General features: G+C 42.6%; 17 protein-coding genes. All 17 read left to right on the top strand.

From position 1 onward, the window contains the following. Nucleotides 1-110: 110 nt before the first annotated feature. The 17 genes from murC (at nucleotide 111) to clpB (ending at nucleotide 18,245) form a co-directional block, all read left to right on the top strand. Nucleotides 111-1,445: a UDP-N-acetylmuramate--L-alanine ligase gene (murC, locus tag EFB00_RS01045; protein ID WP_122645091.1), complete on the top strand. Its 1,335-nt coding sequence runs from the start codon at nucleotides 111-113 to the stop codon at nucleotides 1,443-1,445. Between the two features lie 123 nt (nucleotides 1,446-1,568). After that, a complete protein-coding gene (locus tag EFB00_RS01040) occupies nucleotides 1,569-2,033 on the top strand; it encodes a MaoC family dehydratase (protein WP_122645090.1) in 465 nt (154 codons plus the stop codon). Continuing rightward, nucleotides 2,026-2,715 carry a Bax inhibitor-1/YccA family protein gene (locus tag EFB00_RS01035; protein WP_122645089.1) on the top strand — a complete coding sequence of 230 codons (690 nt, stop codon included), beginning with the start codon at nucleotides 2,026-2,028 and terminating at the stop codon, nucleotides 2,713-2,715. Before EFB00_RS01040 ends, EFB00_RS01035 begins: the two co-directional genes overlap by 8 nt. A gap of 155 nt (nucleotides 2,716-2,870) precedes the next feature. Then, on the top strand, nucleotides 2,871-5,513 hold the full coding sequence (polA, locus tag EFB00_RS01030; RefSeq protein WP_122645088.1) for a DNA polymerase I: 2,643 nt from the start codon (nucleotides 2,871-2,873) through the stop codon (nucleotides 5,511-5,513). Nucleotides 5,514-5,528: 15 nt separating this feature from the next. After that, nucleotides 5,529-6,365, top strand: a complete 837-nt coding sequence (mutM, locus tag EFB00_RS01025; RefSeq protein ID WP_122645087.1) for a DNA-formamidopyrimidine glycosylase — start codon at nucleotides 5,529-5,531, stop codon at nucleotides 6,363-6,365. Then, complete coding sequence (gene coaE / locus EFB00_RS01020; RefSeq protein WP_122645086.1) at nucleotides 6,338-6,958, top strand: dephospho-CoA kinase; 621 nt, start codon at nucleotides 6,338-6,340, stop codon at nucleotides 6,956-6,958. Before mutM ends, coaE begins: the two co-directional genes overlap by 28 nt. A gap of 110 nt (nucleotides 6,959-7,068) precedes the next feature. Continuing rightward, entirely contained in the window at nucleotides 7,069-7,383 is a 315-nt protein-coding gene (locus EFB00_RS01015) for a CsbD family protein (RefSeq protein WP_122645085.1), read from the top strand. Nucleotides 7,384-7,589: 206 nt separating this feature from the next. Then, nucleotides 7,590-8,069 carry a transcriptional regulator NrdR gene (gene nrdR, locus EFB00_RS01010; protein ID WP_122645084.1) on the top strand — a complete coding sequence of 160 codons (480 nt, stop codon included), beginning with the start codon at nucleotides 7,590-7,592 and terminating at the stop codon, nucleotides 8,067-8,069. An 18-nt stretch (nucleotides 8,070-8,087) separates the two neighbouring features. Continuing rightward, nucleotides 8,088-9,458 (top strand): replication initiation and membrane attachment family protein, encoded by a 1,371-nt coding sequence (locus tag EFB00_RS01005; protein WP_122645083.1) that lies wholly within the window; start codon nucleotides 8,088-8,090, stop codon nucleotides 9,456-9,458. Beyond that, a complete protein-coding gene (dnaI, locus tag EFB00_RS01000; RefSeq protein WP_122647004.1) occupies nucleotides 9,458-10,381 on the top strand; it encodes a primosomal protein DnaI in 924 nt (307 codons plus the stop codon). The genes EFB00_RS01005 and dnaI overlap by 1 nt, the downstream gene beginning before the upstream one ends. 14 nt (nucleotides 10,382-10,395) lie before the next feature. Next, nucleotides 10,396-10,827 (top strand): membrane lipoprotein lipid attachment site-containing protein, encoded by a 432-nt coding sequence (locus EFB00_RS00995; protein WP_122645082.1) that lies wholly within the window; start codon nucleotides 10,396-10,398, stop codon nucleotides 10,825-10,827. 159 nt (nucleotides 10,828-10,986) lie between these two features. Continuing rightward, nucleotides 10,987-11,688: a tRNA (adenine(22)-N(1))-methyltransferase gene (locus EFB00_RS00990; protein ID WP_122645081.1), complete on the top strand. Its 702-nt coding sequence runs from the start codon at nucleotides 10,987-10,989 to the stop codon at nucleotides 11,686-11,688. After that, complete coding sequence (locus tag EFB00_RS00985; protein ID WP_122645080.1) at nucleotides 11,688-12,809, top strand: Nif3-like dinuclear metal center hexameric protein; 1,122 nt, start codon at nucleotides 11,688-11,690, stop codon at nucleotides 12,807-12,809. Before EFB00_RS00990 ends, EFB00_RS00985 begins: the two co-directional genes overlap by 1 nt. A 12-nt stretch (nucleotides 12,810-12,821) precedes the next feature. Next, entirely contained in the window at nucleotides 12,822-14,057 is a 1,236-nt protein-coding gene (gene pepT, locus EFB00_RS00980; protein ID WP_122645079.1) for a peptidase T, read from the top strand. 146 nt (nucleotides 14,058-14,203) lie between these two features. Continuing rightward, a complete protein-coding gene (locus tag EFB00_RS00975; RefSeq protein WP_122645078.1) occupies nucleotides 14,204-14,476 on the top strand; it encodes a DUF1294 domain-containing protein in 273 nt (90 codons plus the stop codon). 9 nt (nucleotides 14,477-14,485) lie between these two features. Further along, a complete protein-coding gene (locus EFB00_RS00970; RefSeq protein ID WP_122645077.1) occupies nucleotides 14,486-15,517 on the top strand; it encodes a lysylphosphatidylglycerol synthase transmembrane domain-containing protein in 1,032 nt (343 codons plus the stop codon). Between the two features lie 124 nt (nucleotides 15,518-15,641). Next, the gene (gene clpB, locus EFB00_RS00965; protein WP_122645076.1) at nucleotides 15,642-18,245 is read left to right on the top strand and encodes an ATP-dependent chaperone ClpB; all 2,604 of its coding nucleotides are present in this window, start codon (nucleotides 15,642-15,644) and stop codon (nucleotides 18,243-18,245) included. Nucleotides 18,246-18,436: the final 191 nt, after the last annotated feature.

Genomic DNA, 18,436 nt, shown 5'->3' with positions numbered 1-18,436 from the left:
GATGAAAATACATTGAAATTTCCAGTGATTTGTTAGATAATGATGGACGTGTCAATACTAGAAATAATGCTATATCGAGCAGAGAATCGAGAAAAGAGGATATAGATAAAATGAAAACTCAAGATAAATTGTATCATTTTGTTGGAATCAAAGGATCAGGCATGAGCTCACTTGCATTGGTCTTATTTGAAAAAGGGTATCGCGTTCAAGGCTCGGACGTGGAAGAATATTTCTTCACACAACGAGATTTAGAAAAAAATCATATTAAATTGTTGCCGTTTGATGCGGACAATATTCAAGAAGGCATGGTGGTCATCGCCGGGAATGCCTTTCCGGATTCCCACGAAGAAATCGTGCGGGCAAAAGAATTGGGTCTTGAAGTGATCCGTTACCATGACTTTATCGGCCGTTTCATCCAAGATTACACAAGTATCGCTGTGACGGGTTCACACGGTAAAACCAGCACCACTGGTCTTTTGGCTCATGTATTGAGCGGTGTCCGTCCTACCAGTTTTTTGATCGGTGACGGTACTGGGCATGGTGTTCCAGATGCAGAATTTTTCTCATTTGAAGCTTGCGAATACCGCCGTCATTTTCTAGCGTATTCACCTGATTACGCCATCATGACGAATATCGATTTTGATCATCCGGATTATTATAAGAGTATCGAAGATGTTTTTTCCGCATTCCAAACAATGGCTCATCAAGTGAAAAAAGGAATCTTCGCGTTTGGAGATGATACTTATCTGCGTAAATTGGAAGCAGAAGTGCCTATCTATTACTATGGTGTCAATGAAAATGACGATATCCAAGCACGCAATATCAAACGGACCACTAAAGGTTCTGCATTTGATGTCTATGTCCACGGAAAATTGATCGGACATTTTGAATTGCCTGCTTTTGGGCAGCACAATATCTTCAACGCATTGGGTGTTATCGGGATTGCTTATTTGGAAGGTATCGATATGGCGGAAGTGGCTGACGAAATGATAAGTTTCCAAGGTGTCAAACGCCGCTTCAGTGAAAAAATCGTCGCTGATATGACGATCGTTGATGACTATGCTCATCATCCGGCAGAAATCAAAGCCACGATCGACGGCGCCCGTCAAAAATATCCGGACAAAGAGATCATTGCTGTGTTCCAACCTCATACATTTACGCGGACCATCGCGCTGATGGATGATTTTGCTCAAGCATTGGATTTAGCCGATCGTGTGTATCTATGCGATATTTTCGGTTCTGCTCGGGAAACACAAGGCAATGTGCGAATCGAAGATCTAGGAGATAAAATCAAAAAAGGCGGACAAGTCATTAAAGAAGACAACGTGTCACCACTTCTTGATTATGAAAATGCCGTGATCATTTTTATGGGAGCCGGAGATGTTCAAAAATTTGAACAAGCTTACGAAAAACTGTTAAGCAGTACGACTCGCAACGTTTTATAATCGAAAAAAGCTCCTGAGCCGGCTGAAAGAAGCCCTCGGGAGTTTTCTCGTTTTCGCTACTTGCACTTTTAGTAGGTTCTGATAAAATTAGGATAATAAATGGTTACTTGGAGGAAAGTAATTTTGCAGATAAACAAACCAAAGAAATTAGGAAAAACAATTGAAGAGATCGAGGAAGGCGATTCGTTATCATTGACCGAATCTATCGAAGACAATCAGCTGCTTTTGTATTTAGGGCTGACAAATGATGCCAATCCGCTTTATATCCAACGTGATTTTGCCAAACAGACTGAATATCAACGGCCGATCGTACCATCCGTTATGCTGATGGGGATCATTACCAGCGCAATTTCCAAACATTTACCGGGACCTGGTTCTCATGTTGTGAATTTTTCCGTGAACTTTATCGAACCAGTCTATCATTATGAAACATTGACCTTCGAATTTGAAGTGATCAAAGTCGATAAAATGAAAGACGTAGTAACGATTTCTGTTGAAGCGACTAACACCGAAGAAAACCGTGTGTTGGACGCTGTTGTGATGGTGCAACCGCCGATTTTACAAGAAAGTAGTGAGATAAATGAATAATATCAATCAACCGATTACCGCAGCCAGCGGTCTTAACCATTTCTATTCGAAAGTGTATTTGTTTTTTGCAGCAGGATTAGGGATCAGCGGCGTTGCTTCCTATCTGGCTGCTACTGTATTCAGATTCGAGACGATCAACTTTGTCAATAATTTTCCTTTAGGATTTTTGGGCTTATGGATCGTTCAATTGATTTTAGTGCTGGTTTTGAGCGCTAAAGCGAAAAAGAATCCGTCCTTGACGATCGCAGGCTACATCGTCTTTTCTCTGCTGATGGGCTTAACTTTGTCTATCACATTGATGACCTATAATGTCGGTACTATCGCTCAAGCTTTTGCCGCCGCTGCTGTGACATTTGCCGGTGCTGCATTAGTAGGGATCTTTATCAAAAAAGATCTTAGCGTGGTAGGACGTGTCGGGATCATCGGCGTTTGGGGGATCATTGGGGTTTCTCTGATGAATGCCTTTTTCTTCCACAGCTCTGGCACAGATTTCTTCTTGTCGATCTTGACCGTGGGGATCTTCGCTGGTTTGACCGCTTATGATAACCAAATGATCCGTCATTATTACCAACAAAATCAAGGTGAGAATACTGGGATCGCCGCATTCGTCGCATTGCAGTTGTATCTTGATTTCATGAATATGTTCATCGCGCTGGTTCGTATTTTCGGCAGAAACGACTGATCAGCATTAACAGAAGCAAAACCAGAAAGGAACAAAATCGATTTTGATTTTGTTCCTTTTTCTTGATTCCAGCGGGATTCTTGTTTCAAATCATCGCAATCGCGCCTTAACTTTGTTAGAATGAAGAAGAATGTTTAGAAGAGGAGTTAACAACTATGCCTAAAAAAAAGCTCTTATTAGTAGATGGAAACAGTGTGGCATTTCGCGCGTTTTTTGCGCTGCACAATTCACTGGAACGTTTTAAAAACAATAACGGACTCCACACGAATGCGATTTACGCGTTCAATACAATGTTTGAAAATGTGATGCAAAAAGAAAAACCGACCCACGTTCTTGTAGCTTTCGACGCGGGAAAAACGACATTTCGGACGGAAATCTATCCGGAATATAAAGCGGGACGTTCGAAAACACCTGGTGAGTTTCGAGAACAGCTGCCTTATATCCGGGAGTTGATCACAGGATTAGGGGTCAACTATTATGAACTGGAAAACTATGAAGCGGATGATATCATCGGTACACTGGCAACAAGAGTAGATAAAAACGAGTTTGATGTTGTGATCCTATCGGGTGACCGAGATTTGACACAATTAGCTACCGACGAGATCAAAGTCGATATTACTGTCAAAGGCGTAAGCGAGATCGAAGCATATACTCCTGAACATATTCGGGAAAAATATGATGGTCTTGCACCTCAGCAGATCATCGATATGAAAGGTCTGGCAGGAGATGCGTCTGATAATATCCCGGGTGTGACTAAGATCGGTGAAAAGACGGCTATCAAGTTGTTGAAAGAGTACGGCTCAGTCGAAGGTATTTATGAAAATATCGACGAAATGAAAAAAAGCAAAATGAAAGAGAACCTGATCAATGATCGTGAACAGGCATTTCTTTCTAAACAATTAGCCACGATCAATACCGACGCACCTGTCGATGTTGATATCGATTCGTTGATCTATCAAGGGAAGAATTTGGAAAAACTTGTTCCATTTTATAAAGAAATGAACTTCAATTCCTTTTTAAGCAAACTAAACATTGATGAACCGCAAGAAGATATGGAAGATATCCAATTTAAAGTGGTCGATACGTTTACTCAAGAGATGTTTGCTCCTGACATGGCTTTATACGTGGAAATGATGGGAGATAATTATCATCTGGAAGATATTGTCGGTGTTGCGTGGGGAACACCTCAAACGATCTATGTGACCAACAGCGAGGATATTTTTGAAAATCAATATTTCATCGATTGGCTGACGGAGAAAAACAATAAAAAAGTGTTTGATGCCAAACGAACCTATGTGGCATTGAAACGCTACGCAGTCCGTCCAGAAGGGATCAGATTTGATGTCCTGCTGGCTGCTTATCTATTGGATACCAGTGACAACAGCAATGATATCGCCAGCTTGGCTGCCCGATACGATTATACAGAGGTCCAATCGGATGATGCAGTTTATGGAAAAGGGGCAAAAAAAGGACTTCCGGAAGATGAAGAAATCTTTTTCGCTCATTTAGCCCGTAAAATCCAAGCGATCCATTGGTTGAGCGACCACTTGGATAAAGGTTTGGAAGAAAAAAATCAAAGCGATTTGTTCTATCAAATGGAATTGCCCCTTTCACGAATCTTGGCGGAAATGGAGATCGCCGGCATCAAAGTCGACGCGAGCCGATTGCATGAAATGAAAGGCGAATTTTCTGAACGCCTTCATGAAATCGAAGAAAAAATCTATCAAGAAGCTGGAACGACCTTCAATATCAATTCGCCAAAACAACTAGGTGTGATCTTGTTTGAAAAAATGGGGTTGCCAGTGATCAAGAAAACCAAGACCGGTTATTCCACCGCAGTCGATGTTTTAGAACAGTTGCGGGAACAAGCGCCGATCGTAGAACACATCTTGAATTATCGTCAGATCGCTAAGATCCAGTCTACCTATGTGGAAGGATTGCTGAAAGTCATCCAAGGAGACGACAAGATCCATACTCGTTACGTCCAAACATTGACCCAGACTGGTCGTTTGAGTTCTGTTGATCCGAATTTGCAAAACATCCCGATCCGTTTGGAAGAAGGTCGCAAGATCCGTCAAGCATTCGTTCCTCGTGAAAAAGATTGGCTGATCTATTCTTCTGACTACTCTCAAATCGAGTTACGGGTGTTGGCCCATATCTCCAATGATGAACATTTGAAAGCGGCCTTTATTGAAGGACAAGATATCCATGCCAGCACAGCGATGCGGGTATTTGGCATTGAAAAAGCGGAAGACGTGACGCCAAATATGCGCCGCCAAGCCAAAGCGGTGAATTTCGGGATCGTTTACGGGATCTCTGATTATGGTTTGTCTCAAAACTTAGGGATCTCGCGAAAAGCGGCTCAACAATATATCGATACCTATTTTGAAAAATATCCCGGTGTCAAACAATATATGGAAGATATCGTACGTGACGCCAAAGACAAAGGCTACGTTGAAACCCTTTATCATCGCCGCCGCTATTTGCCGGATATCAACGCCCGCAACTACAATCTGCGCTCTTTTGCGGAACGGACAGCTATCAATACACCGATCCAAGGAAGTGCCGCGGACATTTTAAAAATCGCTATGATCGATTTGGCGAATCGAATGAAAGAAGAAAAGATGGAAGCAGTCATGCTGCTGCAAGTCCACGATGAATTGGTGTTTGAAGTACCTGAAAGCGAGCTGGAACAGCTGGATCGTTTGGTAAAAGAAGTCATGGAAAATGCTGTAAAACTCCATGTTCCATTAGTTACCGACAGCAGCTGGGGCAAAACGTGGTACGATGCGAAATAGAAAAGGTGAAAAAAATTGCCAGAATTACCAGAAGTAGAAACAGTCAGAAAAGGATTAGTTCAGCTAGTCAAAGGAAAAACTATTGAAAATGTCGAGATCTTATGGCCTAGAATCATCGAAACGCCAGATATCTTGTTGTTTCAAGTCCAATTAGCCGGTCAAACCATCGAAGATATTTCTCGTCGGGGAAAATATTTGATTTTCAAATTGTCTGCTAATGATTTGATTTCTCATTTGCGGATGGAAGGCAAGTATGAATTTTTCGAAACGGATCCTATCGTAGATAAACATACTCATGTGATCTTTCACTTTACCGATGGCAGCCAACTGCAATATCGGGATGTGCGGAAATTCGGTCGGATGGCTTTAGTGGAAAAAGACCAAAGTCCATATTACAAAGGGATCATGCAGTTAGGTCCGGAACCATTGCCAGAGCAGTTTACATTAGAGGCGTTTACAAAAGGATTGAGAAAATCCCATAAAGCCATCAAACCGTTGCTGCTTGATCAAAAATTAGTTACCGGTTTGGGAAATATCTATGTAGATGAAGCGTTATGGCAAGCCAAGATCCATCCGGAACAGCCAGCCAACACATTAACAGAAGAAGAGATCGCCCTTTTGCGAGAAGCAATCATCGATGTATTGAAAAAAGCTGTGGAAGCCGGCGGTACAACGATTCGAACGTATTTGAACGCGTTAGGAGAAGCGGGAAAATTCCAGCTTTCATTGAACGCCTACGGACAAACCGGTAAACCTTGTCCTCGCTGCGGGACACCGATCGTTAAATTGAAGGTCGCCCAACGAGGAACCCATATTTGTCCATCATGTCAAAAATTGAGGGTAAGAAGATGAGTTTTGTTTTAGGGATCACTGGCGGAATCGCCACAGGAAAAAGTACGGCGGTCGAAGTGTTTCAAAAATACGATTTTCCCATTGTAGACGGAGATCAAGTGGCCCGCCAAGTGGTTGAACCGGGGACACCCGGGGGAGCGGCGGTCGTGTCAGAATTCGGCGATGACATTCTGCAAAAAAACGGCAGCCTGGATCGCAAAAAATTGGGGCGGATTGTTTTTTCTGATAAACAAAAACTGGATCGTCTCAATCAGATATTGAATCCGTATATTCGTTCCGAGATCTTGCGGCAGATCGAAAAAGGCAAAAGCGAAGCGCCATTAGTGATCGCCGATATCCCTTTAATGTATGAAGGCCATTACGATCATTATATGGATCAGGTGGCGGTAGTCTATCTTCCTGAAGAAATCCAGCTGGAACGCTTGATGAAACGCGATAACCTTTCATTGGAAGAAGCCTCCAAGCGGATCAAAAGCCAGCTGTCGATGGAGGAAAAACGCCGTCGTGCTGATATTTTCTTTGATAATCAAGGAACGATCCAACAACTTCAAGAACAAATAACCAGCTGGCTGCGTCAGAAAAAATTTATCTGATTTTAGAGGATCATAAGTTTCTCTTGTTTTGCCCATAATCGTTCAAAAATTTTGTTTATATCGGTCTGTTTTGCTAAAATTATAGTAGAAGCAAAAGGAGGCAGGTTGGTATGAGTAATTTGAAAGATAAAATTGTTGGGTCTGCTAAAAAGAAAATCGGCGATTTGACGAATAACGAGGAACTTTCTCAAGAAGGAAAAGTTCAAAAAGAAGATGCGGAACTGCATTCAGAACAGCGCAAGAAACGGATCGAAGAGCTGGAAGATATGCACGAAGAAAAGAAGGCACAGACTCAGGATGCGACAAAAGAACATGTCGGCCGTGATCTTGAAAAAAGCGATAAGCTTGCAGAAGACGGGTTAAATGAAGAGCGGATAGAAGAAGAACGAATGAAGCATTATACAGGTATTGAAGAAAAACTCTGAGCAATCAGAGTTTTTTGTTTACATAAAAAGCCTATGGAGGTCAGAAACGAACAAAAAATAAAAAAAGCAAGGATAATTCGGGTTTTTCAAGGGATTTTTTGCCGTGAATTCCGCAGTATAGCTGTTTTCATGTTATAATTAAGCAATAAATAAAAGAAAAAATTTTTGCTTTTAGAGAAAAATCAAAAGAATAATGAGGTGAAACTATGCGTTGTCCAAAATGTCACCATAACAGCTCTCGTGTTATTGATAGTCGTCAAACAGATGAAGGCCGGACGATCCGCCGCCGCCGTGAGTGTGAAAATTGCGGGTTTCGTTTTACAACCTTTGAACGGATCGAAGCGGCACCGCTTTTAGTTGTGAAGAAAAACGGTGATCGAGAAGAATTCAATCGCGATAAAATCTTGCGAGGATTGATCCGATCTGCTGAAAAACGTCCGGTAGCGATGGAACAAATGGAACAGATCGTGGATCACGTGGAAAATCGTGTCCGCAGTTTAGGTGTCAATGAAGTATCAACGAATTTGATCGGTGAATATGTGATGGAAGACCTTGTCGATGTCGATGAGATCGCGTATATCCGTTTTGCCAGTGTGTATCGTCAGTTTAAAGATATGTCTGTTTTCTTGAAGGAATTGCAGGATATTGTTGAAAAAGCTAAAGCTTCTGACCACACGGAAAAGTAGTTAGAAGGAGGGCTTTTCTTGGAAAATGCCTGGTATGAGATCCAACCAAAAAATATTTATCAAGTGAAAAAAGAGCAGCCGTTGACCCAAGAAGGTCAGCAAGCATTGCTTTATCTGTATCAGCCGATCATCGGCGGCGATGCCATGAGTTTGTACTTCTGTTTGATCGGTGACGCCGCAGATAAAACGGCAGAAGAGTTTACCCATCTCGATTTGCTGAATGCAATGGATGTGGGGCTGCCCCGCTTTTTTGAAGCCCGCAAACGTCTGGAAGGGATTGGACTGTTGCGGAGTTTTCAGAAAAACGATCCGGAATTCGGCAAAATGCTTTTCTATGAGTTGTATGAGCCTCTGCATCCGCAAATCTTTTTCAGAGAACAGCTGATGTCGTTTCTGCTTTTAAGCAAAGTCGGCGAAGATAAGTTTCAGCAGCTGATGCGGCGTTTTCGTCCAAGACCTGTTGATACTTCCGGTTACGAAGAAGTCACCCAGAAATTCACGGATGTTTTCTTATGGTCGGAAAAAGAGTTCGGACGTCAGGAAGAAAAGCTGGATAAGGTGTCTAATGCCTTCCCGCTTGAGAAAGAAAACAAACTGCAATTAGATACAAAACAATTAAATTGGACCTTTATCATGGATATGGCTGAGCGTAAATTTATTGATCGTTCCGCTTTTACCGGTTCATTAAAAGAAAAATTAACGTTGTACCATGAGCTATATGGATATGACGAGATGAAACTGGTAGAGTTGATGGCCGGCGTCGTTTCATTAACAGACGGTTCTATCGATGAGAAAGCATTAGAAAAAACTGTCATTGAAGAGAATAAAGTTTTTTATAAAAAAGAAACCGACGAACAGACAGATGATCAGCAGCTGCGGCGTTTCAATACGTTGAAACAGCAAGGTTATACGGATAAAGATCTGGAAATGATCCGACAAAGCGAAGACTTGGCGCCGATGGAATATTTGACGGCCATCAAGCAGACGAAGAAAAGTTTTGTCACTAAAAATGAAGAGTGGCTGGTTCAAGATCTGGTGCAAAAATCGCCGTTGCCGAATAGTGTGATCAATGTACTGATCAATTATCTCTTGGTAGTCCAAAATAAAAGCTCCCTTGCTCCGGCATTAGCCAATCAGATCGCCGCTGACTGGTCGGAAAAAAATATCCGTTCTCCAGAAGCCGCGATCCAGCATGTCAGAGAATTGGCGAAAAACAAGCTGCAGAAAAAAACAAAGCTTGCTTATTCACGGCAGCAGTCACCGCAAAAACGGGAAGAGTTGCCAGATTGGTCGGCATCAGCGAAAGCCGTTGCCAGTGATCCGCAGCGTAAAGCGGAGATCGATCGAATGATGAAAGAATACTTCAATGATGAAGAAGGTGAAAAATGATGGAAGATGTTGGAAAAAATATCGATAAAATGCTGAATCGGCGCAATTACCGCTCCCGTTACAGCGAGATGATGGAATCAGTAATGAAAGATCCTGATGTCACGGCTTTTTTAGAAGAGCACAAAGACAAACTGACCCAAGAAGATATCGAAAAAAGCTACGCGAAGATCTATGAATTCGTGCAGGAAAAACGCAAATTTGAAGTAAACGATCCGACCATGATCGCGCCAGGGTATGAACCCCAGTTGACCCTGAACTTCCATTTTGTCGATGTCACCTATGTGCCGACTCAAGCCTTATTAGAGCGTAAAAAACAAGAAGAGATCAAAAGTCGAATCAATACCATCGATATACCAAAAGATATCCGCAACGCTACTATGAAAAGCTTTGATAAAACAGTCGAACGAGAAGAAGCGTTGTTTGAAACGATGCGCTTCATCCGATTTTATGAAGAAAATCCCCGGACATTTCATAAAGGATTGTATCTTGCTGGAGACTTTGGTGTCGGTAAGACCTATTTGTTAGGAGCGATGGCTAACGAATTGGCTAAACGAGGGTATTCCTCGACACTGGTCCACTTTCCGACATTTACTTCGCAGATCAAAAGCGCCATCGCGGACAATACTGTCAATGAAAAGTTGGACGCGGTGAAAAAAGCGCCGATTCTGATCTTGGACGATGTAGGAGCTGATGCCATGACTTCATGGACCAGAGATGAAGTATTTGGTGTGATCTTGCAGTATCGTATGCAGGAACAGCTGCCGACATTTTTCACCTCCAATCTGACGATGGATGGACTTGAAAAACATTTAAGCATCACGAAAAACGCAGATGAACCATTGAAAGCCAAACGCATTATGGAACGCATCCGATATTTAACCAAAGAAATCATTATGCTAGGTGAAAATCGCCGCAATGGCTGATAGAGGAGGAACCGATGAAAAAAGGAATTTTTCTTTTGGGGGCGGTGCTGTTGCTGACCGCTTGCGGAAATGAACCGCAAGCCGATGCAGAGCCTGTCAACTCTACCAATGCTACGGAACAAACGACGAAAGAAACCGAAACAAAATCAACACAACAAGCAGGTGAAACGATGCAAACGATCTTTACCGGCAAAATCGAATCTGTCGACCAGCACTTTGAAGATTCTGTCAGTGTGCTCTTGAAAAAAGTTGAAGCTGTTGAAGATTCGGAAAATATCGTGCCGAATTTCCACGATGGGGTGATCTTGAATCTGCCGGCGGAAAAAGCCGAGTCTTTAGAAAAAGGCATGACTATCCAAGCGGAAATGAACGGTTTACCTATCATGACCATGTCGATCCCGCCGCAAGTCCCTGGTGAAAACATCACTATAACGATCGTGGAATAACGACAGAAATCAATTGAATAATTACAAAAATACTGAGAGGATGCCCTAGCAAAATCTCGGTTTTTTTGCTTGAGACACGCTTTTTTCAGAAAATCAATGCTATAATAATTAAAGCTGAAACTCATTTTTTAATAAATAACCAGAAACAAGGAGGTCAAAATGAACGAGCAAGGTTTATCCCGGCGTTTGCAGCGAGTGGGAGCTGCGGTTCCTGAAGGCGCTCGATTGGCTGATATCGGCTCAGATCATGCGTATCTGCCCGTAGCATTGATGCTGCAGAATAAAATTTCTTACGGAGTAGCCGGAGAAGTCGTCAAAGGACCCTTTGAATCCGCGAAAAAACAAGTCCAAAAAAGCGGATTGACTGACAAGATCACTGTACGCCTAGCAGATGGCATGGCTGCTGTTCATCCGGAAGACGAGATCACTGCCATTACCATCGCCGGTATGGGAGGCACATTGATCCGCAATATTTTAGAAAACGGTGTTGCCCAACAGCAAGTTACTGGCAAAGAACGTTTGATCTTACAGCCGAATGTCGGTGAAGCCGGATTGCGTAACTGGCTGATGAGCAATAACTATGAGATCATTCACGAAGAGATCATCGAAGAACATCAAAAAATCTACGAGATCATCGTAGCGGAAAAAACAGAAAAGCCGGTACTTTATACGGAACAGGAGCTGTTTTTTGGTCCGTTTCTATTAAAAGAAAAAAATGAAACGTTCCGAAACAAATGGCAGCGGGAATTGCTGCAAAAAGAACGAGTCTTGCAACAGTTACAACAAGCGGATCAGCTTCCGCAAGATAAAGTCCAAGAAATCACACGACAAATCCAATGGATCAGGGAGGCGATCGGGTAATGAGCATTTCAGGAAAGACATTCATTAAACGTTTTGAACAGTATTGTCCCCAGTGGCTGGCTGAAGAAGGTGACCCGGTAGGTTTGCACTTAGGCACATTGGATAAGCCGATCCAGCGGGTCATGATGACACTGGATGTTCGTCCAGAAGTCGTCCAAGAAGCTATCGATAAAAAAATCGATCTGCTGATCGCGAAGCATCCGCCGATTTTTCGGCCAATCAAACGGTTGACATCAGATGATCCTCAACAAAAAATGTATATCGATCTTTTGAAGCACGACATCGCAGTCTATGCCGCCCATACTAATATGGATATCATTTGGGACGGCTTGAATGATTGGTTTTGCGAAATGCTGGAAATTAAAGTCACAGACTTTATGAAAGAGACCCATCAAGTACGTATGAAGAAATTAGCGGTTTACGTACCAGTTGATTTTGCAAAAGACATGCGGCAGGCGTTAGGCGATGCCGGTGCCGGCCAGCAGGGAAATTATCACCGCACCAGCTATTCATTGATCGGGACTGGCCGTTTCACTCCGACAAGTGAAGCACACCCGGCAATCGGCGAGGCGAATAAAGAAGAAGCAGTCCAAGAAGCACGGATCGAAGTGATTTATCCAGAAACGCGGGAAGCTGCTGTCTTACAGGCGATGTATGCTGTACATCCTTATGAAGAACCAGCATTTGATCTTTTGCCTTTAGATAATGCGCCTGTCAGATTTGGGATCGGCCGCGTGGGAACTTTGGCAAAACCAGTCACCATTGAAGACCTCTGCCAAAAGGTCAAAGAAGTGTTTGAATTGGACGGGCTGCGTTTGATCACCCCGACAAATGCCAAACAGATGGTGCAAACAATCGCGATCTGCGGCGGCAGCGGAGCCGGTTTTTATCCGGATGCTTTAAAACACGGTGCGGATGTCTATATCACCGGTGATGTCAGTTATCACACTGCCCATGATATGCAAGCGGCAGGTTTGACAGTCATTGATCCAGGGCATAATATCGAACGTGTCTGCATCGATAAATTTATTGAAAAAATGAACCAATGGAAAGAAGAGGAAAATTGGTCGATCGAATGTATTCCTTCAACGACTAATACAAACCCTTTCCAATACAGATAGGAGCGAATCAATATGTATGAAAATCTATTACCACGTTTTTTACGCTATGTAAAAACTGAAACCCGTTCAGATGCGTCTAGCCAAACGACACCATCTACGCAAACGCAAGTCGATTTTGCGCAAGAACTGAAAAAAGAACTGATCGATCTTGGAATGAAAGATGTTCTGTACAATGAAGAAAATGGTTATGTCATCGCGACATTGCCTAGCAACATCGACAGACCTGTTCCAACGATCGGATTTATCGCTCATATGGATACTGCCGATTTTAATGCGGTGGGAGTTAATCCACAGGTCATTGAAAATTATGACGGTGAATCAACGATCCAATTAGACAAAGAAGGCAAATTCACGCTGAATGTCCAAGATTTCCCTAATTTACGCAATTACCAAGGCGAAACATTGATCACAACTGACGGAACGACCTTATTAGGTTCTGACGACAAATCAGGGATCGCTGAGATCATGACTGCAATGGAGATCTTGATCAAAAATCCTGAGATCAAACATGGTACACTGAAAGTCGCGTTTGGTCCTGATGAAGAGATCGGTGTCGGCGCAGACAAATTCGATGTAGAACAATTCGGCGCAGATTTCGCCTATACGATGGACGGCGGACCTGTAGGGGAATTACAATTTGAAACATTTAATGCGGCACAAGCGGAGATCACGATCCAAGGGAAGAATGTCCATCCCGGAACTGCCAAAGATACCATGATCAACGCGCTGCAATTAGCTATTGATTTCCATAATCAGCTGCCTGCTGATGAAGTGCCGGAAAAAACCGACGGCTATCAAGGATTCTTCCATTTATTGGCGTTGGACGGGACACCGGAAGAAGCAACAATGACTTATATCATCCGTGATCATGACCGTGTATCTTTTGAAGGACGGAAAAATAAAATCAACGAGATCCAAGGAAAACTGAACGCCGCTTTCGATCAAGAACGAATTTCTGTTCATATGTATGATCAATATTACAATATGCGGGAGATCATCGAAGAAAATATGAGCATCATCGATATCGCTAATGACGCGATGGTGGAATTAGGCATCAAACCGATCATTGAACCAGTCCGCGGTGGTACTGACGGCTCAAAGATCTCTTATCTTGGAACACCGACACCAAATATTTTTGCTGGCGGCGAAAACATGCACGGTCGTTTTGAATTTGTCAGCTTGCAATCAATGGAAAAAGCAACGGATGTCATCGTGAAAATCGCGGAATTGAATGCCGCAAGAAACTAATCCGCTGTTTGGAGAGCTTAAAGCGGCAACAAGTTGCAAATCGTTGCAAATGCCGCTTTTATGCTGCTCTTTTTAGGGTTATCAGACGGAAAAACTGTGTTTCCGTCTGAAGTTTTTATAAAAAAGAATTGGAGAATTGTATAAGTATGAATGTTTTTTTCGCACACCCGATTTGGTTCTATCTGCTGTTAGTCAACGGGTATGTTTTTTTCTTGATGGCTTATGACAAACGCCGGGCGCAAAAACATCAATGGCGGATCCCTGAATCCAACATGTTGTTTATGGGGATCATTGGCGGTGGTTTGGGCGGATTGGCGGCACAACGCTTGTTTCGCCATAAAACACTCAAAAGAAAATTTACGATTTGTTTCATTATTGGAATATTGTTCGACGCTGCCCTTGTATTTTATCTTTTGTAGGAGCTTTAAATGAAGAAAAAATCTGCATTCAAGCTATTATTTAATATTTTATTGTTGCTGATCATTTTTGGCGTATTGTTTTATTTAGTGAAAAACTCCTTAGCCGACATCTTTTTGGAATTGAAAGATACCAGTCTTTTCGTTCTGCTGCTGATCACATTTCTTGGGGTGCTGTACCAAATCTTTGAAGGCTTCTCCATTAAAGAGATCGCACGGGTCTTCCAACCAAATTTTCGAGGGATAGATGGGATTATGACGGCTTCTTACTCGGCTTTTTATCGTCTGATCACATTTGGCGCCGGTACATTGATCTCCGAAGTCAATTTTTATCATAAAAAAGAACTGCCGCTATCCCAAAGCGTTGGGGTCACTGCATTACATATGATCATGTATAAAGCTGCTTTATTAACATATGCGCTCTTAGGATTGATCGTTCAGTTTTCGCTATTTTACGTCCATGCGCCTAAAATGATTTACTTTATCATAGCCGGCATGATCTTAACTTTTGTGATCATCGCTTTTTTGATCATTCTTTCGATCAGCCTGCGTATCCAAGTACTTTTTGTGCAAGTGAGCAATCGCTTGTTCAAATCTGCCAGATTGCGTGGTCTAGTGGATAAATGCAATCTTCAGGTATATTCTTTACGCGAAACGGTCTATCGAATCTTGAAAGATCGCTCGGTAATGCTGCGGATCTATTTGTGGAATCTCTTGAAGATGATCCCTTGGTACCTGATCCCTTACGCGGCGTTGGCTAATAATCATCCTGATTTGGATTTTCTTTTGGCTTTCGGATTGATCAGCTTTGCGGTGATTTTAGCGGGAGTGATCCCGTCGCCAGCTGGGATCGGTTCTTTTGAATTTGTTTATCTGTTATTGTTCAAGCCGCTGGTAGGGACAGTAGATGCGGTCTCTTCTATGCTTCTTTATCGTTTTGCAACCTATATTCTGCCGTTTTTAATGGGATTTGTATATGTCCTGATGGAAAAACGCCGAATGATCCGAGTGGAGATCAAAGAAATCAAAAAAGAAGGCAATTAACGCTTAATTATCTCTGAAACAAACGTTTTGTTTCAGAGATTTTTTTTGACCAAAATTGACCAAAGTTGTATAATTTATTTTGTGGGATGAAAAAGATCTCACAGAAAAGATGGGAGGAATAACGATGAATAGTGAAAAAATGACAACGACGCTTCAAGAAGCGATCGCTGAAGCACAGCAAATTGCCATTACTCGCCACCATCAAGAAATCGACATTGCTCACTTATGGAAAATTTTCTTGCAGCCAAATCATTTTGGACGCAATTTTTATGCGGATGCCGGTTTGAATGTCGAGGCATTCGAAGAAGAAATCGACAATGCACTGGATCAAATAGCAACCATCGAAGGCGGGAATGTACAATATGGCCAAAGCATGAGCCAAAATCTATTCCACTTGCTTTCAGAAGCTGATACATTGCGGCAGGAATTCCAAGACGATTATCTTTCCACAGAGATCGTTCTTTTAGCTTTGATGCGGTTGAAAAATTATCGTTTGACAAAGTACCTGCTTACTCAAGGTATCACTGAAAAAGAATTACGAAAAACGATCGAAGATATGCGAGGAGGGGAACGCGTGACTTCCCAAAATCAAGAAGAACAATACAAAGTATTAGAAAAATACGGTGTCGATCTTGTCCAACAAGTAAGAAATGGCAAGATGGACCCGATTATTGGACGTGATGAAGAGATTCGCGATGTTATCCGGATCTTGACACGGAAGACGAAAAATAATCCAGTCCTGATCGGTGAACCGGGTGTCGGTAAGACCGCTATCGTAGAAGGGCTGGCGCAACGGATCGTCCGCAAAGACGTACCAGAAAATTTAAAAGACAAAACGATCTTTTCATTAGACATGGGTTCATTGATCGCCGGCGCGAAATTCCGCGGCGAATTTGAAGAACGTTTGAAGGCAGTCTTAAAAGAAGTCAAAAAATCTGACGGGCGGATCATTTTATTTATTGATGAGATCCACAATATCGTTGGTGCCGGTAAAACAGAAGGCAGCATGGACGCGGGCAACTTATTAAAACCAATGTTGGCACGAGGAGAACTCCATACCATCGGTGCCACCACACTGGATGAATATCGTCAATATATGGAAAAAGATAAAGCTCTTGAACGGCGATTCCAAAAGGTCCTAGTAAAAGAACCGACAGTCGAAGATACCATCTCTATCTTGCGGGGATTGAAGGAACGTTTTGAGATCCATCATGGTGTCAATATCCATGATAATGCGTTGGTAGCCGCTGCGACATTATCGGATCGCTATATCACCGACCGCTTTTTGCCGGATAAAGCCATTGACTTGGTGGATGAAGCCAGCGCGAACATTCGTGTAGAAATGAATTCGATGCCGACCGAGCTTGATCAGGTGACGCGTCGTTTGATGCAGTTGGAGATCGAAGAAGCGGCATTGAAAAAAGAATCCGACGACGCATCGAAAAAACGCTTGGCGATCCTGCGGCAGGAATTAGCTGAATTGCGGGAAGAAGCCAACGCAATGAAGATGCAGTGGGAAACGGAAAAAGAAGAAGTCAATGCGGTTTCCAATAAGCGCAGTGAGATCGATAAAGCGAAACACGAATTAGAGGACGCGGAAAATAATTATGATTTGGAACGCGCCGCTGTTTTACGTCACGGTACTATTCCGCAATTAGAAAAAGAATTACAGGCGCTGGAAGCAAAAAATCAAACCGATGGAATAAAAATGGTCCAAGAATCAGTGACTGAAAATGAGATCGCCGCAGTCGTCGGCCGTTTGACAGGTATTCCAGTGACGAAACTGGTAGAAGGCGAACGGGAAAAACTGATGAAACTTAACGAGACTCTTCATAAACGGGTCATCGGTCAAGATGAAGCGGTGGATGCAGTTTCAGATGCGGTCATCCGTTCTCGTGCCGGTCTGCAAGATCCAAATCGTCCGCTAGGCTCATTCTTGTTCTTAGGACCAACTGGTGTTGGTAAGACAGAATTAGCAAAAGCTTTGGCGGAAAATCTCTTTGATTCGGAAGATCACATGGTCCGGATCGACATGAGCGAATACATGGAAAAACATGCGGTGTCTCGTTTGGTTGGTGCCCCTCCAGGTTATGTAGGTTATGAAGAAGGCGGACAATTGACGGAAGCAGTTCGCCGGAATCCATATACCATCGTGCTTTTAGATGAAATCGAAAAAGCTCATCCAGATGTCTTCAATCTATTGTTGCAAGTATTGGATGATGGTCGTTTGACAGATTCCAAAGGACGGATCGTTGATTTTAAAAATACCGTCTTGATCATGACCAGCAATATCGGTTCCCAATTATTATTGGACGGAGTAACGGCAGAAGGCAAGATTCCTGAAACCGTGGCTGAATCGGTGATGGGCTTGCTAAGAGGTCATTTCAAACCGGAATTTCTGAACCGGATCGACGACACGATCTTATTCACACCATTGAGTCTGCAAGATGTCAAAGGTATTGTAGAAAAGATCATTGCACAACTTTCTCGTCGTTTGGAAGATCAAGAAATCCAATTAGAGATCACAGAAGATGCTCGAACATGGATCGCGGAAAACTCTTACGAACCAGCTTATGGTGCTCGACCATTGCGCCGTTTCATCACTCGCGAAGTCGAAACGCCGCTGGCTAAAGAGATCGTCTCTGGAAGAGTCCTGCCACGAACTAAAGTGACCATCAGCCTGCTGAATGATCAATTGGTATTTGAAAATACAGCGATCACAGAATAAAAGGATAAAAGAATACTCAAAGAGGATGGATCAATATCATTTGATGCCATCCTCTTTTTTTTACGATAGAAAGTGACAGATAGACATAACTACTAAAAAAATCCTAAAACGACGGTTATATTTTTTCAAAAAACGTTTGATTACGTGTTCATAAGCGGATGTTTTGTTGCAAAAACTTCTTTACTTTATAC

The organism is Enterococcus mediterraneensis, assembly GCF_900604485.1.
Classification (GTDB): Bacteria; Bacillota; Bacilli; order Lactobacillales; family Enterococcaceae; genus Enterococcus_C; species Enterococcus_C mediterraneensis.
This window is presented reverse-complemented; position numbering and strand designations above follow the sequence as displayed.

What these genes read in the sequence shown, in the direction of transcription:
- murC (WP_122645091.1), top strand. Translation starts at nt 111, where the DNA reads ATGAAAACTCAAGATAAATTGTATCATTTTGTTGGAATCAAAGGATCA.
- EFB00_RS01035 (WP_122645089.1), top strand. Translation starts at nt 2,026, where the DNA reads ATGAATAATATCAATCAACCGATTACCGCAGCCAGCGGTCTTAACCAT.
- polA (WP_122645088.1), top strand. Translation starts at nt 2,871, where the DNA reads ATGCCTAAAAAAAAGCTCTTATTAGTAGATGGAAACAGTGTGGCATTT.
- coaE (WP_122645086.1), top strand. Translation starts at nt 6,338, where the DNA reads ATGTCAAAAATTGAGGGTAAGAAGATGAGTTTTGTTTTAGGGATCACT.
- EFB00_RS01015 (WP_122645085.1), top strand. Translation starts at nt 7,069, where the DNA reads ATGAGTAATTTGAAAGATAAAATTGTTGGGTCTGCTAAAAAGAAAATC.
- nrdR (WP_122645084.1), top strand. Translation starts at nt 7,590, where the DNA reads ATGCGTTGTCCAAAATGTCACCATAACAGCTCTCGTGTTATTGATAGT.
- dnaI (WP_122647004.1), top strand. Translation starts at nt 9,458, where the DNA reads ATGGAAGATGTTGGAAAAAATATCGATAAAATGCTGAATCGGCGCAAT.
- EFB00_RS00995 (WP_122645082.1), top strand. Translation starts at nt 10,396, where the DNA reads ATGAAAAAAGGAATTTTTCTTTTGGGGGCGGTGCTGTTGCTGACCGCT.
- EFB00_RS00990 (WP_122645081.1), top strand. Translation starts at nt 10,987, where the DNA reads ATGAACGAGCAAGGTTTATCCCGGCGTTTGCAGCGAGTGGGAGCTGCG.
- EFB00_RS00985 (WP_122645080.1), top strand. Translation starts at nt 11,688, where the DNA reads ATGAGCATTTCAGGAAAGACATTCATTAAACGTTTTGAACAGTATTGT.
- pepT (WP_122645079.1), top strand. Translation starts at nt 12,822, where the DNA reads ATGTATGAAAATCTATTACCACGTTTTTTACGCTATGTAAAAACTGAA.
- EFB00_RS00975 (WP_122645078.1), top strand. Translation starts at nt 14,204, where the DNA reads ATGAATGTTTTTTTCGCACACCCGATTTGGTTCTATCTGCTGTTAGTC.
- EFB00_RS00970 (WP_122645077.1), top strand. Translation starts at nt 14,486, where the DNA reads ATGAAGAAAAAATCTGCATTCAAGCTATTATTTAATATTTTATTGTTG.
- clpB (WP_122645076.1), top strand. Translation starts at nt 15,642, where the DNA reads ATGAATAGTGAAAAAATGACAACGACGCTTCAAGAAGCGATCGCTGAA.